28 protein-coding genes are annotated in these 25,750 nt (G+C 70.8%); 18 read left to right on the top strand and 10 right to left on the bottom strand.

The annotated features are described in order from the left end of the window. The first annotated feature begins 5 nt into the window (after positions 1-5). Positions 6-1,760 (top strand): succinate dehydrogenase flavoprotein subunit, encoded by a 1,755-nt coding sequence (gene sdhA, locus BM385_RS24820; RefSeq protein WP_019431507.1) that lies wholly within the window; start codon positions 6-8, stop codon positions 1,758-1,760. After that, positions 1,760-2,539, top strand: a complete 780-nt coding sequence (locus BM385_RS24815) for a succinate dehydrogenase iron-sulfur subunit (RefSeq protein ID WP_019431508.1) — start codon at positions 1,760-1,762, stop codon at positions 2,537-2,539. Before sdhA ends, BM385_RS24815 begins: the two co-directional genes overlap by 1 nt. Positions 2,540-2,635: 96 nt before the next feature. Here BM385_RS24815 and BM385_RS24810 read toward each other — a convergent pair whose 3' ends face one another. Both BM385_RS24810 and BM385_RS24805 read right to left on the bottom strand, forming a co-directional pair. Beyond that, positions 2,636-2,986 carry a hypothetical protein gene (locus BM385_RS24810; RefSeq protein WP_093844425.1) on the bottom strand — a complete coding sequence of 117 codons (351 nt, stop codon included), beginning with the start codon at positions 2,984-2,986 and terminating at the stop codon, positions 2,636-2,638. Then, a complete protein-coding gene (locus tag BM385_RS24805) occupies positions 2,983-3,327 on the bottom strand; it encodes an ATP-binding protein (RefSeq protein ID WP_367889614.1) in 345 nt (114 codons plus the stop codon). Before BM385_RS24805 ends, BM385_RS24810 begins: the two co-directional genes overlap by 4 nt. A 258-nt stretch (positions 3,328-3,585) precedes the next feature. Between BM385_RS24805 and BM385_RS24800 the strand changes: the two genes are divergently transcribed. The 8 genes from BM385_RS24800 to BM385_RS24765 all read left to right on the top strand — a co-directional run bounded on the left by BM385_RS24800 (position 3,586) and on the right by BM385_RS24765 (position 7,415). Next, the gene (locus BM385_RS24800) at positions 3,586-4,419 is read left to right on the top strand and encodes a helix-turn-helix domain-containing protein (protein ID WP_237751202.1); all 834 of its coding nucleotides are present in this window, start codon (positions 3,586-3,588) and stop codon (positions 4,417-4,419) included. Continuing rightward, positions 4,416-4,619, top strand: coding sequence for a DUF397 domain-containing protein (locus BM385_RS24795; RefSeq protein WP_019431512.1), 204 nt, complete (start codon positions 4,416-4,418; stop codon positions 4,617-4,619). Before BM385_RS24800 ends, BM385_RS24795 begins: the two co-directional genes overlap by 4 nt. A gap of 11 nt (positions 4,620-4,630) precedes the next feature. Then, complete coding sequence (locus BM385_RS24790) at positions 4,631-4,825, top strand: DUF397 domain-containing protein (protein WP_019431513.1); 195 nt, start codon at positions 4,631-4,633, stop codon at positions 4,823-4,825. A gap of 112 nt (positions 4,826-4,937) precedes the next feature. Continuing rightward, positions 4,938-5,147 carry a hypothetical protein gene (locus tag BM385_RS28080; RefSeq protein ID WP_078575713.1) on the top strand — a complete coding sequence of 70 codons (210 nt, stop codon included), beginning with the start codon at positions 4,938-4,940 and terminating at the stop codon, positions 5,145-5,147. Continuing rightward, on the top strand, positions 5,131-5,655 hold the full coding sequence (locus BM385_RS24780; RefSeq protein WP_093844423.1) for a DUF6879 family protein: 525 nt from the start codon (positions 5,131-5,133) through the stop codon (positions 5,653-5,655). The genes BM385_RS28080 and BM385_RS24780 overlap by 17 nt, the downstream gene beginning before the upstream one ends. Further along, positions 5,645-6,478, top strand: a complete 834-nt coding sequence (locus BM385_RS24775) for a helix-turn-helix domain-containing protein (RefSeq protein ID WP_093844422.1) — start codon at positions 5,645-5,647, stop codon at positions 6,476-6,478. Before BM385_RS24780 ends, BM385_RS24775 begins: the two co-directional genes overlap by 11 nt. Before the next feature lie 163 nt (positions 6,479-6,641). Then, positions 6,642-7,139 carry a glycine-rich domain-containing protein gene (locus BM385_RS24770; protein ID WP_093844421.1) on the top strand — a complete coding sequence of 166 codons (498 nt, stop codon included), beginning with the start codon at positions 6,642-6,644 and terminating at the stop codon, positions 7,137-7,139. 33 nt (positions 7,140-7,172) lie between these two features. After that, complete coding sequence (locus tag BM385_RS24765) at positions 7,173-7,415, top strand: hypothetical protein (protein ID WP_093844420.1); 243 nt, start codon at positions 7,173-7,175, stop codon at positions 7,413-7,415. Between the two features lie 111 nt (positions 7,416-7,526). On the opposite strand, the gene BM385_RS24760 is transcribed toward BM385_RS24765, so the two are convergent. Genes BM385_RS24760 through BM385_RS24745 form a run of 4 tightly spaced genes read right to left on the bottom strand, consistent with a single transcriptional unit; the run spans position 7,527 to position 11,759 of the window. Continuing rightward, positions 7,527-8,441 (bottom strand): class I SAM-dependent methyltransferase, encoded by a 915-nt coding sequence (locus BM385_RS24760; RefSeq protein WP_093844419.1) that lies wholly within the window; start codon positions 8,439-8,441, stop codon positions 7,527-7,529. A gap of 59 nt (positions 8,442-8,500) precedes the next feature. Further along, a complete protein-coding gene (locus BM385_RS24755) occupies positions 8,501-9,598 on the bottom strand; it encodes an NAD(P)-dependent alcohol dehydrogenase (protein WP_093844418.1) in 1,098 nt (365 codons plus the stop codon). After that, positions 9,595-10,992 carry an aldehyde dehydrogenase family protein gene (locus tag BM385_RS24750; RefSeq protein ID WP_093844417.1) on the bottom strand — a complete coding sequence of 466 codons (1,398 nt, stop codon included), beginning with the start codon at positions 10,990-10,992 and terminating at the stop codon, positions 9,595-9,597. The genes BM385_RS24755 and BM385_RS24750 overlap by 4 nt, the downstream gene beginning before the upstream one ends. Positions 10,993-11,000: 8 nt before the next feature. After that, positions 11,001-11,759 (bottom strand): (5-formylfuran-3-yl)methyl phosphate synthase, encoded by a 759-nt coding sequence (locus BM385_RS24745; protein ID WP_093844416.1) that lies wholly within the window; start codon positions 11,757-11,759, stop codon positions 11,001-11,003. Between the two features lie 208 nt (positions 11,760-11,967). Between BM385_RS24745 and BM385_RS24740 the strand changes: the two genes are divergently transcribed. Continuing rightward, complete coding sequence (locus BM385_RS24740; protein ID WP_093844415.1) at positions 11,968-12,798, top strand: M55 family metallopeptidase; 831 nt, start codon at positions 11,968-11,970, stop codon at positions 12,796-12,798. A 30-nt stretch (positions 12,799-12,828) separates the two neighbouring features. After that, entirely contained in the window at positions 12,829-13,176 is a 348-nt protein-coding gene (locus BM385_RS24735; RefSeq protein WP_139275229.1) for a hypothetical protein, read from the top strand. Between the two features lie 200 nt (positions 13,177-13,376). Here the strand turns inward: BM385_RS24735 and BM385_RS24730 are convergent, their stop codons facing one another. The 3 genes from BM385_RS24730 to BM385_RS24720 all read right to left on the bottom strand — a co-directional run bounded on the left by BM385_RS24730 (position 13,377) and on the right by BM385_RS24720 (position 17,552). Then, the gene (locus BM385_RS24730; RefSeq protein ID WP_175543101.1) at positions 13,377-15,161 is read right to left on the bottom strand and encodes an eCIS core domain-containing protein; all 1,785 of its coding nucleotides are present in this window, start codon (positions 15,159-15,161) and stop codon (positions 13,377-13,379) included. Between the two features lie 776 nt (positions 15,162-15,937). Continuing rightward, positions 15,938-17,173, bottom strand: a complete 1,236-nt coding sequence (locus tag BM385_RS24725; RefSeq protein ID WP_381033990.1) for an RNA polymerase sigma factor — start codon at positions 17,171-17,173, stop codon at positions 15,938-15,940. Between the two features lie 22 nt (positions 17,174-17,195). Further along, on the bottom strand, positions 17,196-17,552 hold the full coding sequence (locus BM385_RS24720; RefSeq protein ID WP_019431526.1) for a YciI family protein: 357 nt from the start codon (positions 17,550-17,552) through the stop codon (positions 17,196-17,198). 211 nt (positions 17,553-17,763) lie between these two features. Here BM385_RS24720 and BM385_RS24715 point away from each other — a divergent pair, with 211 nt between their 5' ends. Continuing rightward, entirely contained in the window at positions 17,764-19,254 is a 1,491-nt protein-coding gene (locus BM385_RS24715) for a helix-turn-helix domain-containing protein (RefSeq protein ID WP_254791732.1), read from the top strand. Between the two features lie 123 nt (positions 19,255-19,377). On the opposite strand, the gene BM385_RS24710 is transcribed toward BM385_RS24715, so the two are convergent. Continuing rightward, positions 19,378-20,133: an SAM-dependent methyltransferase gene (locus BM385_RS24710; RefSeq protein ID WP_019431528.1), complete on the bottom strand. Its 756-nt coding sequence runs from the start codon at positions 20,131-20,133 to the stop codon at positions 19,378-19,380. Positions 20,134-20,230: 97 nt separating this feature from the next. Between BM385_RS24710 and BM385_RS24705 the strand changes: the two genes are divergently transcribed. From BM385_RS24705 to BM385_RS24685, 5 genes are all read left to right on the top strand, one after another. Beyond that, on the top strand, positions 20,231-21,598 hold the full coding sequence (locus tag BM385_RS24705) for an FAD-binding oxidoreductase (protein WP_175543100.1): 1,368 nt from the start codon (positions 20,231-20,233) through the stop codon (positions 21,596-21,598). A gap of 121 nt (positions 21,599-21,719) precedes the next feature. Next, complete coding sequence (locus tag BM385_RS24700; protein WP_093844409.1) at positions 21,720-23,198, top strand: DHA2 family efflux MFS transporter permease subunit; 1,479 nt, start codon at positions 21,720-21,722, stop codon at positions 23,196-23,198. Between the two features lie 121 nt (positions 23,199-23,319). Continuing rightward, positions 23,320-23,883, top strand: a complete 564-nt coding sequence (locus BM385_RS24695; protein ID WP_175543099.1) for a Uma2 family endonuclease — start codon at positions 23,320-23,322, stop codon at positions 23,881-23,883. A gap of 133 nt (positions 23,884-24,016) precedes the next feature. After that, positions 24,017-25,021: an ArsR/SmtB family transcription factor gene (locus BM385_RS24690; RefSeq protein WP_026047031.1), complete on the top strand. Its 1,005-nt coding sequence runs from the start codon at positions 24,017-24,019 to the stop codon at positions 25,019-25,021. 180 nt (positions 25,022-25,201) lie between these two features. After that, positions 25,202-25,702: a hypothetical protein gene (locus BM385_RS24685; RefSeq protein WP_019431533.1), complete on the top strand. Its 501-nt coding sequence runs from the start codon at positions 25,202-25,204 to the stop codon at positions 25,700-25,702. The last annotated feature ends 48 nt before the right edge of the window (positions 25,703-25,750 follow it).

Genomic DNA, 25,750 nt, shown 5'->3' with positions numbered 1-25,750 from the left:
AACTGATGCAGATCCACAAGTACGACACCGTCATCGTCGGTGCGGGCGGCGCCGGAATGCGCGCGGCCATCGAGTCCACCAAGCGCAGCCGTACCGCCGTACTGACCAAGCTCTACCCCACCCGCTCCCACACCGGCGCGGCCCAGGGCGGCATGGCCGCCGCCCTCGCCAACGTCGAGGAGGACAACTGGGAGTGGCACACCTTCGACACCGTCAAGGGCGGTGACTACCTGGTCGACCAGGACGCCGCCGAGATCCTCGCGAAGGAGGCCATCGACTCCGTCCTCGACCTGGAGAAGATGGGCCTGCCCTTCAACCGGACCCCCGAGGGCCGCATCGACCAGCGGCGGTTCGGCGGCCACAGCCGCAACCACGGCGAGGCGCCGGTGCGCCGCTCCTGCTACGCGGCCGACCGCACCGGGCACATGATCCTCCAGACGCTGTACCAGAACTGCGTCAAGGAGGGCGTGGAGTTCTTCAACGAGTTCTACGTCCTGGACCTGCTGCTCAACGAGGTCGACGGGGTCAGGAAGACCGCCGGCGTCGTCGCGTACGAACTGGCCACCGGCGAACTGCACATCTTCCAGGCCAAGGCCGTCGTCTTCGCCTCCGGCGGCAACGGCAAGTTCTACAAGGTGTCCTCCAACGCCCACACCCTGACCGGCGACGGCCAGGCGGCGGCGTGGCGGCGCGGGCTGCCGCTGGAGGACATGGAGTTCTTCCAGTTCCACCCGACCGGCATCTGGAAGATGGGCATCCTGCTCACCGAGGGCGCGCGCGGCGAGGGCGGCATCCTGCGGAACAAGGACGGCGAGCGCTTCATGGAGAAGTACGCGCCCGTCATGAAGGACCTCGCCTCGCGTGACGTGGTCTCCCGCTCCATCTACACCGAGATCCGCGAGGGCCGCGGCTGCGGCCCCGACGGCGACCACGTGTACCTGGACCTGACCCACCTGCCGCCGGAGCAGCTGGACGCCAAGCTGCCGGACATCACCGAGTTCGCGCGCACCTACCTGGGCATCGAGCCGTACACCGACCCGATCCCGATCCAGCCCACCGCGCACTACGCGATGGGCGGCATCCCGACCAACGTCGAGGGCGAGGTGCTGGCCAACAACACGGACATCATCCCCGGCCTCTACGCGGCGGGCGAGGTCGCCTGCGTCTCGGTGCACGGCGCCAACCGGCTGGGCACCAACTCGCTGCTGGACATCAACGTCTTCGGCCGCCGGGCCGGCATCGCGGCGGCCGAGTACGCGGCGACCGCCGACTTCGTGGACCTCCCGGAGAACCCGGAGCAGTTCGTGGCCACCGAGGTGGAGCGGATGCGCGAGTCCACCGGCACCGAGCGGGTGAGCGTGATCCGCCGCGAACTCCAGGAGACCATGGACAAGAACGCCATGGTGTTCCGTACCGAGGAGACGCTCAAGGAGGCCGTGGAGGACATCGCGGCGCTGCGCGAGCGCTACAAGAACGTCTCGGTCCAGGACAAGGGCAAGCGGTTCAACACCGACCTGCTGGAGGCCCTGGAACTGGGCAACCTCCTGGAGCTCGCCGAGGTCCTGGCCGTCTCCGCGCTGGCCCGCAAGGAGTCGCGCGGCGGCCACTACCGGGAGGACTATCCCGACCGCGACGACGTCAACTTCATGCGGCACACGATGGCTTACCGCGAGGTCGACGCCGACGGCAATGAGTCGATCCGGCTGGACTACAAGCCGGTCGTCGTCACCCGCTACCAGCCGATGGAGCGTAAGTACTGATGGCCACGCCGACACTGGACAAGGTCTCCTCCCCCGGGCAGGACGCCGGCCACCTCGTCACCGTCACCTTCCGGATCCGCCGCTTCAACCCGGAGGTCTCGGCCGAGGCGAGCTGGCAGGACTTCGAGATCCGCATCGACCCGAAGGAGCGCGTCCTGGACGCCCTCCACCAGATCAAGTGGGAGGACGACGGCACCCTGACGTTCCGCCGCTCGTGCGCCCACGGCATCTGCGGCTCGGACGCGATGCGCATCAACGGCCGCAACCGGCTGGCCTGCAAGACCCTGATCAAGGACATCACCGAGATCAAGGACGGCGTGGCCACCAAGCCGATCCTGGTCGAGGCGATAAAGGGTCTGACGGTCCTGAAGGACCTCGTGGTCGACATGGAGCCGTTCTTCCAGGCGTACCGCGACGTGATGCCGTTCCTCATCACCAAGGGGAACGAGCCCACCCGCGAGCGCCTCCAGTCCGCCGAGGACCGCGAGCGGTTCGACGACACCACCAAGTGCATCCTGTGCGCCGCGTGCACCTCCTCGTGCCCGGTGTTCTGGAACGACGGCCAGTACTTCGGCCCGGCGGCGATTGTGAACGCGCACCGCTTCATCTTCGACTCGCGCGACGAGGGCGGCGAGCAGCGCCTGGAGATCCTGAACGACCGCGACGGCGTGTGGCGCTGCCGCACCACGTTCAACTGCACGGACGCCTGCCCGCGCGGTATCGAGGTCACCAAGGCCATCCAGGAAGTGAAGAAGGCCCTGATCACCCGCCGCTTCTGAGCGAAGCGGGCGCCGGCGCCGCCAACGGGCCGGGCCCGGAATCCACACCCTGTGGATCCCGGGCCCGGCCCGTCCGCGTTCCCGCTCCCCACTCCCTCACCGCGCCCCGAGCCACAGCCCGGCGGCCACCGAGCTGAGCGACAGAATCCCGGCGATGGTCACGGCGGCAACGGAGTTGACGGCGGTGTCGTACCGCCGCTGGAACGCGGCATCACCGTGGACGGTCACGGTCGGCTCGCACGGCTCGGGCTCGGCTCCCCGTACCCACCGCGCCAACCGGACGGCACACGGCTCACAGGCATGGAACGGCCGGCTCCGCCCGAACCCGACCACCGGCCCCAGCCACATCACCAGCACCCTGGTCCGCCCGCACATCAGGCAGTTCCCCTCTTCCGCCCACCCGCAGATCGCGTCCGTCTGCACCCACACCTGCGTCGAGACGTTCACAGGGCACACCGGAACCAGACGATCTTCCCTACGCACCGAAGGGTCCTCTCACACCCGAACCCATCGGCCATCTCCCGCAGCATCCACAACCCACGCCCCGACTCCGCATCCCACCCGGGCGCCTGCTGTGCCAGCACCGGCATCCGCACCGACCGGTCGAACACCTGCACCGTCACCTCGGCCCCGATCCGGGCCATCCGGAGGTAGCAGCGCGGATTCTCGACATGCTTGGCCACATTCCCGAGCAGTTCACTGACCCCCAACCGCACCAGCTCCACGGTGTCCCGGCCCCCTCCCCACCGAAGGGCCACACTTCCCGAGGCGGCCCGCCACCGCTCCACCTCCACCGCGCACGCGATTAACGAGCCCCCATACACATTGTTGAGGTAGGCAACCTGCACCGGATTCCTCACCACACCTCCTGGACGAGGGAAGAGAGACGCGCTCGACGGCACGCCGAGATCACAGCGCGCCACGCATCGGACGCGCACCGTTGGCTGCCATCAGCATGCCCTCCTTGCGTGCGTGAGCGCAATGTCACGTCAACATGCAATTGCATGTGAGTGTGACGGCACCTCAACTGGTGGCACACTGCTGCCGTGACGACATCCAGCCCTGTGGTGCGGCGGCGACGCCTCGGCCTCGAACTGAAGCGACTTCGGGAAGCAGCCGGTTTCAAAGGGAACGACGTAGCGAAGGCCCTCAAGTGGTCAGCCTCCAAGCTGTCCCGCCTCGAAGCGGGTCGCTCGACGCCCACCCCGGCCGATGTGACAAAGCTCCTGGACCTCTACCGTCTGGACGACGAGGCCCAGCGCGAGAAGCTGGCGACACTCACGAAGGAAGCCCGCAAGAAGGGCTGGTGGCAGCTCTACAGCGACATCCCCTACACCACCTTCATCGGCTTGGAAGCCGAGGCGGAGACGATCCTCACCTACGAAACGGTGATCCCCGGGCTCCTTCAGACCAGCGAGTACGCTGAAGCCATCAACCGCGCGACGGGCCCCGGGCTCACCGACGAGGCACTGGAACAGCGTCTCGATGTCCGGATGCAGCGGCAACAGTTGCTCACCCAGCACAACCCCATCCAGCTTCGCGCCGTTCTGGACGAATCAGCACTTTGCCGCATGGTGGGCGGCCCCAAGGTCATGCGCGCCCAACTCGCCCACCTCCTGGACATGGCCGACAGCCCCAACGTTCTGTTGCAGGCCATCCCCTTCTCGATCGGAGCCCATCCGGGAACACTGGTGGGACCGTTCATCATCCTGCGGTTCACTCATCAAGAGGATCCGGACGTGGTGTATGCCGAAGCCAATGACGACCCTTATAGCGGCGATCCGCAGGCGTACCAGGTCGTGTTCGATAATCTCCGGGCCAACGCGGCCAGTGTGCCGCAAACACTTGAGCTGATCCGAGACAGGATGAGGGAACTATGAGTACCCAGAAGGGGCAGACCGCCGACCTCGGCGACGCCATATGGCGGGCCTCGCGCAGGAGCCAGGCCAACGGTGCCTGCGTCGAGGTCGTCGACGGCTTTCCCGGCACGGTCCCGGTCCGGGACAGCAAACAGCCCCATCGGGTTCTCCTGATCCCCACTGCGGCCTGGAGGGCACTCATCTCCCACCTTCGAGCCTGAAAGGTGCCTGGATGCCCCTCGAATCTTCCGCGCCAGGCGAGTGGCGCCCGAGCAGTTACAGCGGCGGCAACGGCAACTGCGTCGAGGTCGCGGTGATCGCCGCCGGGAACGGCGTTGCCGTCCGGGACACCAAGGACCGGACCATCCCCGCCGCCGTGATCCCCGCCCGCGCCTGGTCCGCGTTCCTCACCCATCTCAAGGGCTGACTGGTTCTACCCGACAACGCGAATACGAGCGATGAGCGGTGGATCCGGCACGTCCCGTCGTCCTACCGTTCTCGTGACGGAGAGCAACGTCTCTGTGTCACAAGGAGGAAGCATGGCTCGTGACGGGCTGATCCGCCTGACTGGCAGCGGCAGCGGGACAAACTGTGAGGACGAGGATTGTCCGAACGTCTATCGGACCAGGAACGGCTCATTCGTGGTCCAGGGGGCAGTGTCCAGCGCCTTCACCCCACCTGAGGGCGAAGGGCTGGTAGAGATCCCCGAGGAAGTACTGCGGGAGGCCGTCCGTGCTCTTGGATGGTGAGGAGTGGCGCCAGTTCTTCGATGCCTTCGAGCACGAGGCATGGCGCTTCGAAGCTCAACCGACCTACACCATGCCCCGGGAGCAGGAGAACATCGGCCGCTTCGTGCGAGGTGAGAGCAAGCCGGAGGATCACAATGCCCGTTGGCATGAGCGGGTTCGGGGATTCGTCGCCTCGGGCCGGCGCATCGGCCGGGTGCGCATCGTGCGCCGGCCACTCACCGAGTACCAGCGGTACCAGTTCGCCTGGGGCATCCCCGGCAACATCGCAGCCGGCGAGGACATCCGTGTGCTGGATGTGACGGCCCAGGACTTCGGCTTGCCGCTTTCCGGTCAGGACTGGTGGATGTTCGACGGGGCACGCATCGTTCACCTCAACTTTCGCACGGACGGCAGCCAGATCAACCGCGAGGTGTATGAGGGCGATCCGGCACCGTACCGCGCGTGGCAGCGTATCGCCTTGGAGCACGCAGTGCCTTTCGAGGAGTACGTGAAGGTCCTTGGCGTTTGAACCAGGACAGTTGGGTCAGTCACGAGCTGATCTGGCGGAGTCACTGCGCAGAATGCGCCGGCGAGCTGGACGGACACAGGTCTGGCTCGCACGGCGCTGCAACATGTCACAAACCAAGCTGAGCAATATCGAGACCGCCCGCGTCACACCGAGCCTTGTTGATGTCGAACTGATCCTCAGGGCCCTTGACGCACCTCCGGAGCTCGTAGCAGAGGCCATCGCCCTCGCACGCCTCGCCCACACGGAGTGGCAGGGCAAGCGTGTCTCCTGGCGCAGAGGCTTGGAGAAGAGGCAGGCGGAACTTGCGGGTCTGGAGGCGGAGGCCAGTACCCTTCGGTTTTTCCTTCCTTCCATGCTGACCGGCCTGCTGGCGACACCCGAGTACATCAGAGCAAGCTTGGGGCACACTCCGGGAGATATTTCAAAGACCGTGGCGAAGAAGATCGCACGGCAAGAAGTCCTCTACGCCGAGGCCAAGCAGTTCAGGTTCTTACTGACCGAACAAGCCGTCCGGTGGCTGATTGTTCCGCGCCATGCGATGGCTGTACAGATCGATCGCATCATATCGATCTCGCAACTCCCCCATGTGCGCATCGGTATCATTCCTCTCACGTCACCGGTGAGGCGTGGCCCTTTGAACACCTTCACGGTCTATGACCGGCGGCTGGCAACGGTCGAGACCCTTACGGGAAGAATCGTGTTCCAAGACCCCCGTGACATCGCCGAACATCTGGACGTTTTTGAGTTGTTTCAGAGGCAAGCGCTCTTCGACGATGAGGCCCGAAACACGCTGGGCCAATGGGCAGCGGAATATCGGTCATGAAATGTACCCAGGAACACGAATATCCCTGGATCTTCCGGAACGCAAGGCGGACCATGACTCCATGAGGTGGCCCCGTTCCCGGGGCCATGACCCTGGCGGAAAGAGCCCGATCGGCTGTACCGCCTGGGCTGACGTGGCCTGCCACAACAGGGAGGAAGACACCATGCACGGCGTACGAGCGTTACTCACTCCGGCTGCGTTCGAGGGAGTCGTCGCCACCGTTATCGACAACAACCCCGGCATGGAGGAACGTACGGCCGAGCGGATCGTCACGGAAGCACTCAAATTCGTGGAAGCCGCCGCCCGGTTCCCGAACGACAACATCACACCCTCCAACGTGGTGGACGAAGGCTGGCACGCCCTGATCCTGCACACCCATCTGTACAAAAAACTCTGCGCGCGTCTGGGCAGGTTCGTTCACCACTGGCCCGAACGCCCTGATACCGGACGTCACGACCGGCACGTGCTCGCCCACACGGTGACCATCATCGAACGTGCCGGGCACAGCGTGGACCGGGAATTGTGGAGGGGGCCGACCACCGCTTCGGTTCTGACAGCCGCCCGGTGTTCGCATACGCCGATGCCCGGCGGATGCGGGCCGATCAATCCGGGTAACTGCGCCTCACACTGTTCAGGGGGAGAGGGCGGAGGCGATCAGTAGTCTGCTCGATTCCGCACCGTTGGAAGGGATTGCATGGACGCGCAACAGGCCCGCCGAGTTGACGCCGTACTGCGGCAGCTGAACATTCCCGGAGTGGTCGCACCGGAAGATCCGGACAACCCCGCCGGCCCGTGGCGTGTGTACGACAGCGCTGATTACAGGACGCGCCACGATGTGACAGCCGACGCCCTGGCGGCCGTGGCAGCCACGTTCTCCGATGACGGACCGGCCGCCGGCCCGCAACGGGGGTTCGTCCTGCCGCCCAGCGGCACGTAGGGCGTGGTGATCCCCTGCGGGGATCACGTCCGTATGGAGAAAGGGCCGGGGCCCCCGGTTCCCGGCGGGGCCGGGAACCGGGGCCCTGCGGGTGAGCACCCACGCGGTGTGTCAGGGCCTGGGCTTGTGGGCGAATGCCCAGCGGTTGCCCTCCAGTGCGTCCTTCACGCCGTCCGGTTCGGGGAGGGGGCCGCGGCCGTGGCGGTGGGTGAAGTCGAAGGGGGTGTGCACCGAGGTGGACCAGCCCTTGGTCACCAGGTCGGCGGCCGAGTCGGGGCGTGGGCCCGGGTCGAAGAGGTGGAGCAGGTCGATGCCGATCTGCTCGCGGGTCGCCGTGTAGGTCGGGCTGTCGTGGTACCGGTTCAGGTCCTTCTCGACCTTGGCTTCGAAGGCCAGGGCGCTGCCCCGGGTGGTCAGCCGGTCCACCGTGTCGATGAGGTATTTCTCGGCCGGGCCCGGCAGGTAGAAGAGCAGTCCTTCCACCAGCCAGACGCTGGGCAGGGCCGGGTCGAAGCCGGCGGTGGTCAGGGCGGTGACCCAGTCGTGGCGCAGGTCGGCCGGGACCGGGACGCGCTTCACCTTGGGGGTGGCCGCCAGGTCCAGGAGGACCCGGTGCTTGAACTCCAGTACGCCCGGCCGGTCGATCTCGTACACCGCGCAGTCGGACGGCCACTCCAGCCGGTACGCCCGGGTGTCGAGACCGGCGCCCAGCAGCACCACTTGGCGGGCGCCCATGCGCACCGAGCGGAGGGCGAAGTCGTCGAGGACCCGGGTGCGCAGGCCGAAGTAGCGGGCGAACCGGCCCCACAGCGGGTTGTCGTCCCCGTCCGGTGCCTGGTCGATGCGTACCGGCCAGCCGGCGCACGCCGGGGCGGCGCGCACGAAGTGTTCGGCGTAGGGGTCGCGGGCCAGGCTGTCGTGGCGGTGGGTCTCGATGGCCCGGGCGGTGGCGACCAGAAGCGCGGTCAGTCCGATGCCTCCGTCCACGCCGTCCACATCCGTGTGCTGCGGCGCCGTTGTGGCCATGGGTGCTCCTTCGATGAGGGATCGGGATTGCGGGGTGCCTGGGGCGCGGCCCGCCGGCGTCAGGTGTCCGGGAGGAGGACGGGTTTGACGACGCGGCCGGCGTCGCTGTCGCGTTCGGCCTCGTTGACGGCGTCCAGCGGGTAGGTGCGGATCAGCTGGTCGAAGGGGAACCGTCCGGCCTGCCACAGCGCGGTCAGCCGGGGGATCAGCAGGGCGGGTACGGCGTCGCCCTCGCAGATGTGGCGGACGGTGCGGCCCCTGTCCAGCGTGCCCGGGGCCAGCGGCAGGGTGCCGGGCAGCCGGGCGACCAGGCCGAGGGTGCCGGTGGGCCGCAGGGCGTGCAGGGCGTCGTTGATGAGGGCGGGGTCGGCCGTGGTGTCCAGGGCGTACCGGGCGCCGCCGTCGGTGAGCCGTCTGATCCGCTCGGGCAGTCCGGCGGCGGTGGCGGGCAGCGGGGTGGCGCCGAAACGTTCGGCCAGGGCGAGGCGTTCGGGGTGCCGGTCGACGGCCACAGCGTGCGCCCCGGTTGCGGTGGCCGCCATGACCGCCGCCAGGCCGACCGCTCCGGCGCCGAGGACGACGAGGGGGTCGCCGGGGCCGGCCCGGAAGGTGTTCAGGACGGCGCCGGCGCCGGTGAGGAAGCCGCAGCCGAGCGGGCCGAGCAGGGCGAGGGGCAGGGCGGGGTCGACGCGGACGGCGGTGCGGGCGGCGACAAGTGCGTACCGGGCGAAGGAGGACTGCCCGAACCACCGGGGGGCGAACGCTCCCCCGGCGGCGTCGGTGAGCCGGGGCGTGTCCTCCTTCCGGCCGCCGAAGAGGTTGAGGGCGGCGAACGAGTCGCAGTAGGCGGGCGCGGCGGCGCGGCAGGTGGGGCAGTGTCCGCAGGAGTCGAAGCTGAGGACGACGTGGTCGCCGGTGCCGATCGCGTCCTCCGGGCCGCCGCCCGTCGCCACCACGACCCCGGCCCCCTCGTGGCCGAGGATCGCCGGCAGCGGGCTGCGGCCGGCCGAGCACCGGACCGCGAGGTCGGTCCGGCACATCCCGCTGGCCTTGATCTCGACGAGGAGTTCGCCGGCGGCGGGTCCGGCGCGCAGGACCACGTCCTCCACGGTGAACGGGTCGGTGTACCCGCGCAGGACGGCCGCCCGGAACCTCACGGCTGTGCCGCCTCGGGGCGGTGGACGACGAACGGCCGGAGGTTCCCGTACAGCCCCCACGGCCCGCCCGCGACGCCGACGCCGCTGTTCCCGGTGCCGGTGAAGGGCTGGTGGAGGGAGAGTTCGGCGTGGTGGTTGATCCAGGCCGTGCCGCAGTCGAGCCGGTCGGCGACGGCTTCGGCCCGGTCGGGGTCGGTGCCCCAGACGGAGCCGCCGAGGCCGAAGCCGGTGCTGTTGGCGGCGGTGACGGCCTCGTCGAGAGTGCGGTACGGCAGGACGGGCAGGACCGGCCCGAACTGTTCGCCGGTCACCACCGGGCTGTCGGGCGGGACGTCGGTGAGGACGGTGGGGGCGAAGAAGTAGCCGGGGGTGTCCAGCCGGTGCCCGCCGGCCGCCGCGCGGGCGCCGTCCGCGAGGGCGCGGCGGGTCAGCTCCTCGACGCGGGCGAGCTGGGGGGCGTTGTTGACGGGGCCCAGCCGGGTGGCCGGGTCGAGGCCGGGGCCGACGGCGACGCTCTTGGCGCGCTCGGCGAGGGCGTCGACGACCTCCGCGTGCAGCCGCTCCGGGACGTAGACCCGCTTGACCGCCATGCAGACCTGGCCGCAGTTGCGGAACGCGGCCCAGAACAGCCGGTCCGCGATCCGGTCCACCGCCACGTCCTCCAGCAGGACGGCCGCGTCGTTGCCGCCGAGTTCGAGGGTGACCCGGGCGAGCGTGCCGGCCGCCGCCCCGGCGACGGCCCGCCCGGTGGGTACCGAGCCGGTGAAGGTGACGTGCCGGATGCCCGGGTGGCCGGCGAGGCGGGCGCCGAGCGGTTCGCGGCCGGTGACGACGGTCAGCACGTCCTCGGGCAGCACGGCGGTGAGGAGCGAGCCGAGCAGCCGGGTGGTGAGCGGGGTGTACGGGGACGGTTTGAGGACGACCGTGTTGCCTGCCGCGAGCGCGGGTGCGAACTTGGCCGCGGCGAGCTGGAGCGGGAAGTTCCACGGGACGATCGCGGCCACCGGCCCGAGCGAGCGCCAGCGGATCTCGCTGTGCACGGGCCGGCCGTCGCTGATCCGCCGGGTCTGGGGGGTGAGGCCGGCGAAGTACCGCAGCCGGGCCGCCGTACGGGCGACCTCGGCGTGCGACTCCGCCAGGGGCTTGCCCTGTTCCCGGGTGAGCAGCCGGGCGAGATCGTCGCCGGCCGCCTCCACGGTGTCGGCCGCCGCGCGCAGCGCGGTGGTACGGGCGGCGGGATCGGCGCGCCAGCCGTGCCAGGCGCGCTCCGCCCGGCCGATGACGGCGTCCAGTTCGTCCGGCTGCTGGTCGGGCGCCTCGTCGAAGGGCTCGCCGGTGGCCGGGTCGGTGACGGCGAAACGTCCGGGCGGGCGGCCGGGCTCGGGGGTCCGCATGCCGGGGGTCAGCCCGCGGCGGGGACGGTGGCTGCCGCCTGCTGACGGGCGTGCCGGTCCATCTCCGCGCGGAAGGCGGCCACCAGGTGCGGGCGGATGCGTCCGGCGTTGCGGTCGCCGCCCTCGCAGACGGCGCCGCGTACGCCGACGATGTCGGTGCCCATGCTCGTCAGCGGGCCGAGGTCGGCGGCGGTGACGCTGCCGGCGAGCGCGGCGAGCAGGCCGGCGGCGTGCGCGAGCCGGACGAACTCGGCGCAGGCGTCGGGCGACACGTGGTCGAACAGCCGGGTCCCGTCCTTGATGGCGGTGTCCAGCATGGCCGCGTCGGCGCCGGAGCGGGCGGCGATGTCGGGCAGGGCGAGCGGGTTGACGCAGCCGATCCGGTGGGCGTCGGCGTAGCCGGAGGCCACGACGAACGCGTCGGGCCGGTGGTCCTTCACCGCCCGGACGACGCCGCGCATGACGTCGATGCCCTGGTCGGGCGTCGTACAGCCGTAGAGGCCGACCTTGATGTACGTGGCGCCGGAGACGACCGCCCCGAGCGCGGCCTGGGCCACGGTACCGGGCTTGTACGGGACGTCGCCGACGGTGGCGGAGAGCGGGGTGCCGGCCGGGACCGCGTCGCGGATCTCGCGGATCACCCAGGGGAAGTTGCCGCCGAGCGAGCCCTCGTCGGGCTTCTTGACGTCGACGATGTCGAGATGGTCGGCCGCCTTGGCGCAGTCGCGGGCTTCCTCGACGCTGTCCGGGGAGATGAGAAGCAACACCGTGAGCTCCTTCCGCCGCGGGCCCGGCTGCCCGGAAGGCAGGGGGTGCGGATCACCTGACGCATGATCGGTGGGCTCATCATTTCCGCCGCCCCCGAGCGCCGGTAGAGCGCGCGGACTCCCCTCGGGGCGCCCGCACGGTCCCACAGTGCGCGGCGCACGCCGGGCGCGAACGGGCCGGGGCCGGCCCGGCCCGTAGGCTCCCACTATGACGAAAGTACTGATCTCCGCCGATCTGGAAGGCATCTCGGGCGTCGTGCACGGCACCGAGACCAGCCCGGAGGGCTACGACTACGCACGCAGCCGGGCCCTCATGACGGCCGAGGTGAACGCCGCCGTCGCCGGGGTGCTGGACGGGGATCCCGGGGCCGAGGTGTGGGTGGCCGACGCGCACGGGCCGTTCCGGAACATCCTGCCGGAGGAGCTGGACCGGCGGGCCCTGCTGGTGCGCGGCAAGCCGCGGCCGTTCGGGATGCTGGGCGGGCTCGGCCCGGACACCGACGCGGTGCTCTTCGTCGGGTACCACGCGCGGGCCGGCTCCGGCCCCGCCGTGCTGGCGCACACCATGAACGGCGTCAACCTGGACGTACGGGTGGGCGGGCGCTCGCTCGGCGAGATCGGGCTGAACGCCGCCATGGCCGGCTACTTCGGGGCGCCGGTCGTGCTGCTCAGCGGGGACGACGTGGCGTGCGCCGAGTTCGGGGAGCTGGTGCCGGACGCCGCCACCGTCGAGGTCAAGCGGGCGCTCGCCCAGGCCGCGGCGGTGGCGCTGCACCCGGAGGAGGCCCGCGAGCGGCTGCGGACGGCGGCGGCCGGGGCCGTGGTACGGCGCGCGGAGATCGCGCCGTTCACCGTGCCGGGGCCGGTGGAGGTCGAGATCGATCTCGCCCTGCCGCACACCGTCGACCTGGCGACCCTCATCCCGGGCGTGACGCGGGCCGCGGGCGGCCGGACGATCGCGTACACGGCGGCCGACTACGCCGAGGCGTACCGGGTGGCGCTGCTCGTCGGCCAGCTCGCGGGGATCACACCGGCGTAACCACCCCGGTACCGGGGCAGGCGCAGCCGCATGACAGCAGAGACCATCACGGGACTCCGCGAGGTGCACGCGCTGCTGAAGTCCCTGGAAACGCAGGACATCCACCGTCCGGACGTGGTGCGGGAGGCGGCGAAGCTGATCGTCGCCCGCTCCCTGGAACTGGTCGACGTCACCGAGCCCGAAGACGCGCAGCAACGGCTCGCCTTCGCCGTCCGCGACCTCAAGTCGGCCGAGAAGGCGGCCCGCTCGCACCGCAGGAACCCGCTGGCCCGGCCCCTCTCCCGGGCGCGCTTCGCCTTCACGACGCGCTCGGCCGAGGGCTGGGTCGGCGGGGTACTGGAGGACTTGGACGGGACCACGGAGGGCCGCGGGCGGTGAGCACCGCCGGGTCGGGGCCGGGGCGGGCGTGGGACGCGGGGCCCGGCCCGCCTGCCTTCACAGGGACAGTCAGCGCGCCTTGCTGTGTATCGAGGGGCGGTCTCCATGAGACCGCCCCTGGCCGCTCCAGGGCCCGATGCACTCCGGCCGACAGCCGGAACCTGCGGCTCAGACACCGGAATCCTGCTGGAGTACTACCTCTAGCGCCATCCGTCTCGTCGCTCGCGTTCGCGGCGTTCGTGGCGTTCGTACCGCTCGTAGCGTTCCCTCATGCTCTCTTGATAGCGCCGTTCCCTGGGATGAGGTCGTCGAGGTTCGTCCATCGGGTTCAGTGCCCCCTCTTCCCTCGGCCGCATCTCCTGCCTGTACATCCCCGGAACGCCGGCGAATTCCGTCGGGTCGATCGCCGGGCCGGTCGTATCCATGGTGTTCGTCATGGCCGCAATATCCACGGTTTTCCGGCCCAATGCCATGTAGTCTCTGCCATCGGGTTTGTATGGCGTTGCTTCGGGAGTGACCTGCCCGTTCACGAGAAAGGCGAAGTGGAGATTTTCTCCGGCCATCCTGAGGGAGGCGTTGTCCTGCCAGGCATCGAGGATAATGATCTCGTTCGGTTTTTTGGGGTTACCCACGGCTACGAAGGCGTGGTCGATCGACAAGGAAACGTGCCAGATGCGGTACCCGGAGGGCAGTTTTTCCTTGTTGAGCAGGCAGAAGGACACGGCGGCGTGTTCGCCGCAGTTCCCGACGCCGAGGGCTTCCGCCGCAGCCGCATTCTGCCCCAGCATCTCCTGGAAAGTGCTCGGCTGTTTCAGGCGGTACTCAGGGTTACGGACGGTCGAGATCAGGTGGGTCAGCCCGCCACCGTTGGCTGCTGCGGATGATATCTGGTTGGCCGCTCCCCTGCTGATGATTTGTTTGGTCTGTGCCATCACCCGGCCGGCGATACTCCATACTTTCCTGCCGTTTTCGGAAGTCGGTTTTGGATACGACTTCTCGATCCCCTTGGGGCGCGAGTAGCTCGACTCCCGGCTCCTTTCCGAGCCGCCGTGGCGACGGGTCCTCGAATGCCTGCGGCGGGAGGATCCGGGAGCTGCGTCGATGATGTGGGCGCCATCGTCCAGCTCCATTTCCATGCCGCCCCGGTCGCGGGAGGGAGCACGTGAAGACCGCCTCGAATAGCCATAGGGCGCCCTGGATGAAGAACGGCCGGGATCTGCGTCGATGATGTGGGCGCCATCATCCAGGTCCATTTCCACGTCCTCCCGGTAGCGGGAGGGAGCACGTGAAGACGGCCTCGAATAGCCATAGGAGGCCCTGGACGACGAACGGCCGCGGTCGTCCTCCCTCCCCTCATATCCGGGGGGCAGCGTGTACGACGAGTAGCTGACCTGCGGATATCCTGACGAGGAGCCGTAGCCGGGCTCGGCGTCGATCACCATCGGAACATCATCGGTGTAGTAAGACGAATAGTCGTAGCCGGAGGGAGCTCGCTGAACGGTCGGCTCGGCTTCGGTCTCCCCACCCGCTGTGGCAGGAGTTCCGGCCTTCCGCGTGGCGCGTTGGGTGACGACGGACGGTGCGCTTGCCGCACCGGCGGCGAAGGACACTCCGTCCCTGTCCGCCTTCTGCTCAGAGTTCTGACCGGGGTCGGTGACGATGACACCGGCACCGTTGCTCTTCCCGGTTTCACGGGTTCCGTTGAGGTTTTCGTTGACGTGGCTCAGCTCGTGCCCCATGAGGTGCATGTTTCTGACAGCCTCGGGTGGCGCGAAGATGTGCGTCCCGATCGTCATCGCCTGTGCCCCCATCGCCTCAGTGGCTCGCTGGGCCACTGGGTTGTCGTGGAGCCGCGTGACGTCGAGGTTCTCGTTCTGGAAGTACGGCTTGGCTGCTTGAAGCAAAGGCTCGGGAAGACGTCGGCTCGGCGAGGCCATCGCCTGGTCGATAAGGGCCCGCTGCCCCTCTGGGGAGTGATCGTCCACAGTCCGGGGACGTGCTTCGGCCTCCACCGTCTCCTGCGCCGAACGCTGGACCCCGGCCCCCTCCACCCGGTGTCCGCAATTCGAGCTGTGCTGGTGCGAGTCCTGGGCCCACGGGTGCCCCGCCTGCCGAAGCATCTGCACCATCGCCGCGTTCCCGGCCTGAGCCTGTAGGCCCACCGGCACGGCAGCGGAGTTCGACCGAGAGCCAGCCGCCTTCCGCTCAGAAGGTGCTTTTCCACGCATGTATTGATTCATGCAAACTCCTGGTAGCGCCAGAAAGATCTACTTCCTGTCTCTGGCGCAAGCATCACACAACTGCCAGGGCCCAGAGGGGCGGGGTCAGATCAGAACGGGCTTTCTTTCGGATCCTCTTGGCGTGCCAGTCTTCCGAGTCCGGGAATTGCGTTCAGATATGAGGCGATGCGTGCGAGGATGTCGCCCGCGGGGGTGGACGACGCGGTCGGACAGGACCGCGAGAGGGGTGGATGCCGGCGGTGTCGGCCATCGTGGCGCATCGTGCGGTGCAAGTTCACCCGCGGCTTGGGAGATGACCGCGGCGCGGATGTCCGGGCGCCACGCCGGGCGATGCGCAGGCGAGGGTGTGGGTCCGGTACCAGCCCGGGCCCTGGGGCCGGTCCCGGTTCGGCGGTGCCCCAGGAGCAACCCGGCCGAGCGGGGTCGGTGACAGCGAACGCGCCCAGCTGTGGGGGGCGTTCAGCTCCACCGGCAATCTCCTGGTGGCGCCGCCGGACGAACGGTGGCCGGCCGGCAGCCGGTCACCCGGTGAGGGCGGCGGCCCGGGCGAGCAGCAGGTCCCGTTCGCGGGCGTTACGGGTGAGGGCCGCTGCCCGCCGGAACTCCTCGGCCGCCTCGGCGTCCCGGCCGAGCCGGGCCAGCAGGTCGCCCCGGACGCTGGGCAGCAGGTGGTAGCCCTTCAGGGCCGGTTCGCCGAGCAGCGCGTCCGCCTGCGGCAGCGCCTGCGCCGGGCCGCGCGCCATCGAGAGAGCGACCACCCGGTTCAGGGCGATCACCGGGGAGGGTTTCAGGGCCAGCAGCCGGTCGTAGAGAGCGGTGATCATCGCCCAGTCGGTGTCCTCGTACCGGGCCGCCCGCGCGTGGCAGGCGGCGATGGCGGCCTGGAGGGCGTACGGACCGCTGCCCGCGCGCTCCAGGGCCTCCACGCCGCGCCGCAGCATCGGCCGGTTCCAGCGGGCGCGGTCCTGGTCGGCGAGCAGCACGGGGGCGCCGTCCGGGCCGGTGCGGGCCGGGATGCGGGCGGCCTGGAACTCCAGCAGGGCGGCCAGGCCGTGCGCCTCGGGCTCGCCGGGGACGAGGGCGGCCAGGACGCGGGCGAGCCGTAGCGCGTCCTCGCACAGGGCGGGGCGCAGCAGGTCGTCGCCGGCGGTGGCCGCGTACCCCTCGTTGAAGACGAGGTAGATGACGTCGAGGACGGAGGACAGCCGGGCGGCCCGGTCCGTGCCGTAGGGGACTTCGAAGGGCACCCCGCTGCGGGCCAGGGTGCGCTTGGCCCGCACGATGCGCTGGGCGACGGTGGGTTCGGCGGCCAGGAAGGCGCGGGCGATCTCGGCGGTGGTGAGGCCGCCGAGCAGCCGCAGGGTGAGGGCGACGCGGCCCTCGACCGGGAGGACGGGGTGGCAGGCGGTGAAGATCAGCCGCAGCAGATCGTCGTCGATGTCCTCGGGCCCGGACGGCTCCGGCGGCGCGGGGACGTCGGTGAGCGCGCGGCCGACCTCGGCGAGTTTGCGGGCGTAGGTCTCCTTGCGGCGCACCAGGTCGACCGCCCGGTGCCGGGCGGTGGCCGTGAGCCAGGCGCCCGGACGGTCCGGGACGCCCGACTCGGGCCACTGCTCCAGGGCGGCGACCAGCGCGTCCTGCGCCAGTTCCTCGGCGATGCCGACGTCCCGCACGATGCGGGCGGCGGCGGCGATGACCCGTGGGGCCTCGATCCGGTAGGCCGCCTCGATGGTGGCCGTCACGCGATGATCCGTCACGGCACACCATCAGATCATCCGGTCAGTTCTCGGTGAGCTGCCGGACCTCGGCGGTGAGGTTCCACACCGGCGGGTGGATCTCCAGGAAGCGCTTGGTCCAGTACAGCGCCTCCTCCTTGTCCTTGGCCTGGATGATGGAGTACCCGCCGATGACCTCCTTGCTCTCGGTGAACGGCCCGTCGGTGTAGCTGAGGTCGCCGCCGGAGTAGGTGACCCGGGTGCCCTCGGCGGTGGGGGTCAGCCCGGCGGTGTCCAGCATCACGCCGGCCTGGGTGATCTCCTCCAGCAGGGCGCCCATGCGCGCGCCGAACTCGGGCGGGAAGCCATCGGCGGGGATGTTCTGCTCGTCGTTGCGGATGAGGGTGATGAAACGCGGCACGGTGGCTCCTCGGTGGTTCTGTGTGCGGTGCTGGGCGGGGCTCGTCCCCGCCGCTCACCTGTACGTCGAACGGGGTCCGGCCGGATCGACAGCCCGCCAGGATTTTCTTCGGGATTTTTTTCCGCACGGCCGGATGGCCGCATCCGGCGCCCTGCCCCGGGGCGCGGCACGCTGTGAGACAGTCCGGGCAGGGGGGAGGGAGGGACATCCGGTGGACGAACTGCTGCGATTGATCACCCGGCCGGCCGGATCGCCCGGCGCCGGGGCGGACGGCGTCCTGGCGTGGCTGCGGACGCGGGTGGACGCCGAGGCGGCCGTGGTGGGTACGGACGGCGCGGTGACGGCCGCCACCCCCGGCTTTCCCGGTGAGGTGCTGGCGCGCCCGGAACCGGCCGCGCTGCTGGGCCGGCTGACGGCCGGCCGGCTGGCGTCGGCGGCCACCGGGGACGGGCCGCGCGCGCTGCGGCTGGAGCGGATCGGCGCCCGGGCGCCGTACCGGGTGCTGGCGGTGCTGTGGCCCCGGCCGCCGGACCGGGCGGGGGCGGCGCTGGCCGCGCGGGTGTGCGGGGTGCTTGATCTGCTGTTCCGGGCCGGGGAGACGGACGCGGCGCGCCGGGAGTACGAGCGCAAGGCCCGGCAGGTACGTCTCGGGGTGTTCATGGCGCTGATGGCCGGCGACATCCTGCTGGCCCGCCGGATGTCGTCCGGCGCCCGGCCGCCGCTGCTGGACTGCGAACGGCTGCGGGTCCATCTGCTGCGCTGCGCCCCGGCGGACCGGGACCGGCTTGCCCGCGCGTACCAGGACGGGGCCGGCTTCCACGGCCGGGCGCTGATGGTGCGCTGCCCGGTGTACGACGAGCATCTGATCTGTCTGATCCCGGACGGTGAACCGCTGGCCGGCGAACTGCGCGCCCTGGTCGGCGAGAACCCGGCGTACGCCCTCGGCATCAGCACCGACCAGCCGCTGACCGCCACCGCCGAGGCGTACGAACAGGCCCGGCACGCCCTCGCCGTGGCCCGCACCGGCGAGGACCGGCTGGCCGGCTACGAGGGCCGCGAACCGCTGGACCGGCTGCTGCCCCCGGGCCCCGCCGCCCGCTGGGCCGCCGCGCTGCTGGCCCCGCTGGAGCCGCTGCCGGGGGTGGCGGTGGAGGTCACCCGGCTCGCGCTGCGGTTCCCCCGGGCCGGGGTGGCGCGGCTGCTCGGCCTGAGCCGGACGACCGTCACCGCCCATCTGCGGCGGGTGGAGACGGCGCTGGGGATGGACCTGCGCACGGTCGGGGACCGGGCCACCCTCCACCTGGCGCTGGCCCTGCCGCCCGGTCCGTCGCCCGGCCCGCCGCCCGCCAGCTCCCGCCCGGCCCCGGCGCCGGCCGAACCGCCGGCCGCACCGCTCGCCGCACTGCTGGCGACCGACGCCGCCCGGCGCTGGGCGCGGGCCCTGCTGCGTCCGCTGGCCGCCCCCGAACAGGCGCGGGTACGGGCCACGGTGCACGCCTGGATCGGCGCGAACACCGACGTCCGGCGCACGGCGCTGGCCCTCGGCATCAGCCGGACCACCGTCACCGCCCATCTGCGGCGCGCGGAGGGGCTGTTGCACCGCGATCTGAGCGCGACGGGTGCCGGGGTGCACGAGCTGGCGCTCGCGCTGCGGATCAGTGTGTCCAGCCCGGTGGGCGATTCTGGACAGCGTGCCCAGTGACGGCCCCTTGTGCGCGGCCGAGCCGGAGCGGTCTACTCGCGTTGGCACCGGTTGACGGGGGGCGAGGGGGTCACGCGGCGGGGGACGGCCCGCAGGGCCGGTCCGGGTGGCCCCCTCGGAACATCACGCGGTGCGGCGCAGCACGAGGGTGACGAAGCCGAGGGTGCCCCGGTAGCCGTGCAGCCAGGCGGTACGGTGCGCCGCCGCCGTCTCGGCGGCCTCCCCGGCGCGGGGATGGTCCGGATGGTCCAGCGCCCACTCGGCGAGCGAACCGGTCCAGGACCACTCGTAGTCGTCCCACTCGTCCAGCGTGCTGGTGTGCCCGTACACCGGGGTCCAGCCGGCCCCGGTGATCCGGTCGACGGTGCCGGCGAGATCCGCGTACGCGTCGGGCGACTCGCCGAGGATCTCCAGCACCGCCGGGGTGGGCTCGCGCTCCCAGAAACCGTCGCCGATCAGCGCCCGTCCGCCCGGGGCGAGATGGGCCCGGGCCGCTTCCAGGGTGGGGAGCAGCCCGCCGAAGGCGTGGGTGGCGCCGACGTTCAGCACGACGTCGAACGGCTCGGCGGCGCGGTAGTCCGCGGCAGGCATCTCGTGCAGTTCCAGCCGGTCGGCGACACCGAGGGCCTCGGCCTGCTCGGCCGCCCGGGCGAGGCCGCCACCGTCGATGTCCACGCCCACGGCGCGGGCGCCGGGGAAGTGGGCGAGGACTTCCAGCAGCCAGGCGCCCTCGCCGCAGCCGAGGTCGAGAATGCGCGGCCGGGCGGCGTCGTCATCTCCCACGGCGCGTTCGATCAGGTCCAGCACGGAGTGCGGGTGGAGCGGGGCGGCGATCGGGTGCCGGGCATGGGTGATGAGATGTCTGTTGTATGGCTGCATCCGGCCAACCTCTCACCGCGTACCGGCCCCGGCCAGCGATTTTCGGTTGGCGCGCGTGGGCTTCCCCCCGTCCCCGGCCGGTGCCAGGATGCGCAGCATGAGCGATCTTGTGACCCGGCTCCTGGAAGGTCTGCCGGCCGAGGCCGTGCTGACCGACACCGATGTCCTCGCCTCCTACGCCCACGACATGGCCAGCTTCTGCCCGGCCGGCGCGCCCGCCGTGCTCGTACTGCCGCGCGAGCGGGAGCAGGTGCAGCACGTCCTGCGGGTCGCGAGCGAGCTGCGGGTGCCGGTGGTGCCGCAGGGGGCCCGCTCCGGCCTGTCCGGGGCGGCCAACGCGGTGGACGGGTGCGTCCTGCTGTCCCTGGTACGGATGAACCGCATCGTGAACATCGACCCGGTCAACCGGATCGCGGTGGTGGAACCGGGGGTCGTCAACGCGGACCTGTCCAAGGCGGTGGCCGGGCACGGGCTTGCGTACCCGCCCGATCCGTCCAGCTGGGAACAGTGCACGATCGGCGGGAACATCGGTACCGGGGCCGGTGGCCTGTGCTGCGTGAAGTACGGGGTGACGGCCGAGTACGTGCTGGGCCTGGACGTGGTGCTGGCGGACGGCCGGCTGCTGTCCACCGGCCGCAGCACCGCCAAGGGGGTGGCCGGTTACGACCTGACCCGGCTGTTCGTCGGCTCGGAGGGCACGCTGGGCGTGGTGGTACGGGCGGTGGTCGCGCTGCGTCCGGCGCCGCCGCCGCAGCTGGTGCTGGCGGCCGAGTTCGGTTCGGCGGCGGCGGCCGGGGACGCGGTGTGCCGGATCATGGCGGCCGGGCACACTCCCTCGCTGCTGGAGCTGATGGACCGCACCTCGGTGCGGGCCGTCAACCGGCTGCTGAAGATGGGGCTGCCGGAGTCCACCGAGGCGCTGCTGCTGGCCGGGTTCGACACCCCGGAGCCGGGCGCCGAGCTGGCGGCGGTCGGCGAACTGTGCCGGGCGGCGGGCGCCACCGAGGTGGTACCGGCCGAGGACACCGCCGAGTCGGAGATGCTGCTGGCGGCGCGGCGGGCCGGGCTGTCGGCGCTGGAGGCGGTCAAGGGCACCACGATGATCGACGACGTGTGCGTGCCGCGCGCCCGGCTGGCCGAACTCCTGGACGGGGTGGCCCGGATCGCCGACCGGCACCGGCTGACGATCGGGGTGATCGCGCACGCGGGCGACGGGAACACCCATCCCACCGTCTGTTTCGACGCCACCGACCCGGACGAGTCGCGGCGGGCGCGCGAGTCGTTCGACGCGATCATGGCGCTCGGCCTCCAACTGGGCGGCACGATCACCGGGGAGCACGGGGTGGGCGTGCTGAAGCGGGAGTGGCTGGCCAGGGAGCTGGGGCCGGACTCCCTTGAGGTGCAGCGCGGCATCAAGGCGGTCTTCGACCCGCTGGGCATCCTCAACCCCGGCAAGGTCTTCTAGCGCCTGCCGTCCCCCTCCCCCGGGCTGCGCCTTGACTTCAACTTTCCTTGAAGTACCAGCATGGCGGAGCCCGCCCCACCCGGCGGGTCCTGAACAGCAGTGCGACAGGAGACCGCCACCGATGAGCACCGGCCCGATATCCGAGCAGACCTCCCCACCGGCGACCCCCGAACGGCCCCCGGCCGGACCGCCACCGCCCCGGCTGGGAGCCCTGGCCACCGTCATCATCCTCGGCTCGGTGATGATCGTGCTCGACACCACCATCGTGGCCATCGCCTACCCCACCCTGGCCCAGGAGTTCGGCGCCGCCATCACCACCGTGCAGTGGGTCTCCTCCGGCTACACCCTGGCACTCGCGGCCGTCATCCCCACCGCCGGCTGGGCCATGAACCGCTTCGGCAACCGTCGCGTCTACCTCACCGCCATCACCGCCTTCACCCTCAGCTCGGCCCTGGCCGGACTGGCCTGGAGCATGGAGTCACTGATCGCCTTCCGGGTGGTGCAGGGACTGGCCGGCGGACTGGTGTCCCCGGTGGGCATGGCCGTGATGCTGCAAGCGGCGGCGGCCCGGGGACGCGACAACGGCAAGGTCATGAGCCTGCTCGGCATCCCCATCCTCATCGCCCCGCTCACCGGCCCGCTGCTGGGCGGGATGCTCATCGACAGCGTGTCCTGGCGCTGGATGTTCCTCATCAACGTGCCGATCGGCGCCCTGGCCATCGCCCTGGCGCTGCGGCTGCTGCCACCCGGCGAACCGCGGTCGGCACACCGTCTGGACGTGCCGGGGCTGCTGATGCTCTCCCCCGGACTCGCCGCACTGATCTACGGCCTGACCCGGGGCGCCGAGGGCGCGGACGGCATGCTCACCCCGGGCGCACTCCTCCCGGCGGCGGCCGGCACCGCCCTGATGATCTCCTTCGCCCTCCGCGCCCTGCGCACCCCCGAACCACTCGTCCAGCTGCGGCTGCTGGCGCAGCGGCGCATCGCCCTCGGGGTGGCGACGGTGTTCCTCTTCGCCACCGGCTACTTCGGCTCCATGATGCTGGCCCCGATCTACTTCCAGTCGGTGCGCGGCGCCTCCGTCCTGACCGCCGGGCTGCTGGGCGCGCCGCTCGCGCTGGCCTCGGGCACGGTGATGCAGGTGGCGACGCGGCTCACCGACAAGGTGGCACCCCGGTGGATCGTGGTGCCCGGGGTCCTGCTGGGGCTGGCGGGGTTCGCGAGCTTCGCGCTCCAGGCCCAGCCGGACACCCCGTACTGGCGGCTGATGCTCTCCATGACGGTGATCGGCGCGGGCGGCGGGATGACCCTGATGCCGAGCATCGCCGCCGCCACCCGCGGCCTGCCCGCCGACCGCGCCCCGGCGGCGTCCACCCTGATCGCGATCTGCTCCCAGATCGCCGCGTCCCTGGGCGCGGCGGCGGTCTCCCTGCTGATGTCCGGCCGGCTGACGGAGTCCTTCACCACGGCACCCGCGACGGAGGTCACCGAAGCCGTCCGGCACGGCTACCTGTGGCCGCTGGCCTCGGTCCTCCTGGCCCTGCTGGTCGCCCTGCGCGTCTCCCGCGACCACCCGGACCGCACGGACCGCACCGCCTGACCGACCCCCGCCCGCTGGGACGACGGACCGGACCGTCATCCCAGCGGGTCGCCGTCACTCGATGGGGTCCCGTTCTCGCTATCGTGGCCGACAGGCGCCGTTCCGCCCCTACGGTGGGCCGATGTCCCCGATCGCCAATCCCCACGAGCTGCTGCGATTTCTGGAAGAGCTCCCGGAACTGAACGAGCTCCGAGTCGAACTGATCGACGGAAAGATCGTGCTCCAGGCGTCGGCCACCCCGTTCCATCAGCTCATCGTGAGCGATCTCGCCTGCCGGTTCGACCGGGACCACTGGGAAGCCCTGCCGGGACAGGCGGTGGTGTCCCCCGACTCGTCCTTCGAGCCCAAGCCGGACCTCGTGGTCACCACACGCGACGCCGTCACCGACAACCCCCACCCCCTGCCGTGCGGCAGTGCCGCTCTCGTGGCGGAGGTGATCGCCGACGACAGGGAAGTCGACCGGATCAAGAAGCTCGCCTGGTACGGCGGGAGCGGCATCCCGCTCTATCTGATCGTCGACCCCCACGACGGCTCCTGCCAGCTGCACTCCCAGCCGTACAGCGCGGGCTACCGCACCCGCACCACCACCGAGTTCGGCCGGCCGATCGAACTGCCGAAGCCGTTCGACTTCGCTCTCGACACGACGAAGTTCAAGCTCTACCCGCCCCGCCGCCCGGTGCGCTGACCCGGCGGGCCGGGTGTCGGGCGGGGCCGAGGGCGCACCATGACCGAATGGTGTCTTGCCCCGGATCGCGCACACCGGTCAATGTCCTGAAAGCTGGCATTGTGCCGGTAAGTGACGAGCCCGGGGGGGTTTCTTGCTGCGTGTACATTTCACGCCTGAGGACATCGCACGGATACGCCTTGTTGCGGTCCCGGATCCGCTGTGGGAGATCGCGAACAGCTTCACCGTGCTGGGGCAGGCCAACAGGCACGTCGCGTTCGAGGAGTGGCGGCGCAGGGTGCGGCCCCGGCTGGCCGGGATCGGCCGCCTGCTGGCGGGGTTGCTGCCGATGCGCGGCTACTTCCCGGACTTCCTCACACCCGGTGCCTGCGGTGACGGCGCGCCGGAGAACGCGGTGGAACGGGTGCTCACCACGCCACGGGCCAGGCTGCGCCGTGATCTCGTCAGATTCGCCGCCTCACCCCTGCGGCGGCGGCCATTGCCACCGGAGGCCCGAGCGCTCGCCGAGGGATCGCCCGACGCCCTGCGGCTGCTCGGCGCCGATCTGCACGCCTATCACCGCGCCGCCCTCGCCCCGTTCTGGCCGCGCGTCCGGGCCCAGGTGGACGCCGACGGCGCCGTCCGGGCGCGGGCCCTGCGGGACGGCGGCATCGAAGGGCTGCTGGCGAGCTTCCGCCCGATGATGCGCTGGCGGCACCCGGTACTGGAGGTCGACTATCCGGCCGTCCGCGACCTGCGGCTCGACGGGCGCGGATTGGTGCTACAGCCCTCCTTCTTCTGCGTCCGCAGGCCCATCACACTGGTCGAGCCGGAAGGGACACCCGTGCTCGTCCACCCGATCCAGCACACCCTCGGCTGGGGCGGCGGCCGGAGTGCCGCGCACCGGACCAAGGCGCTGGGCGCGGTGGTCGGCCGTACCCGGGCCGCCCTCCTGGAGGAGGTGGTCAGTGCCCGGACCACCGGTGAACTCGCCCGCAGACTGGACATCTCCGAGGCGGCGGTGAGCCAGCACACCGGCGCGCTGCGCGCGGCGGGCCTGCTGTCGAGCGCCCGCCGCAGCCGGTCGGTGCTGCACGCCATCACCCCGGCGGGTCTCGCCCTGCTGGACAGTCCGCACAGCGCGCCGGTCGACGCTTAAGCCACGGCTTAAGGGTGTGGCGACGGCGAGGCGCACGGCAGCAGGCTGGGTCGTGCCCGGGGCCCGTTCCGGCCCCGGGCCGGTCGCCCCGGCGCCACCGGGGCCGTGCGCGACGTCCCGGGCGGCGGCCGGACCGGCGACCGACGAACAGGACACTTCTCTTCTGTGGGGGTGAGCACGATGCGCGGTAAGCGTCCTTCTCTGGGCGTCATCGGCGTCCTGGCCGGCCTGCTGATGGCCCTGGTGGCCGTCAGCCCGGCCCAGGCCACGGGCGGGGCCGAGTCCGGCCCGGGCGAACAGGTACTGGTGGCACCGCCGGCACCGGCGGAGGCACAGGCGCGGGCGGACGCCGGGGTGGCCGCTGTCTCCCCGAGCATTTCGCCGGGCGCGCAGTTCGAACACGTTTTGCCCAATGGCACCTATAGCTGCGCCGAGGGGAATCTCTGTACCGGGGTGTGGAACCCGACCAACGGCCACTGGAAGGTCTACAAGCTGTACACCTGCAACCGGTACTACCTTTCCAACTGGCTCAACACCGGCTTCTACATGAACAACCAGACCGGTAACCCCACCTCGTACTTCTATGACCAGAGCGGGAACGTCATCAAGTCCTTCAAACCCAACTACGGAGTCCAGTACCTCCAGAACTGGAACCCCGTCTGGTCCATCCGCAACTGCTGAGCACCGATGAGCCCGTGCCGTCCCCGGCCGCACACCGGCCGGGAACGG

Origin of the sequence: Streptomyces harbinensis, from assembly GCF_900116145.1 — a bacterium.
Classification (GTDB): domain Bacteria; phylum Actinomycetota; class Actinomycetes; order Streptomycetales; family Streptomycetaceae; genus Streptomyces; species Streptomyces carpaticus.
The sequence above is the reverse complement of the archived record's forward strand: the minus strand, read 5'-3'. Positions and strand labels throughout refer to the sequence as shown.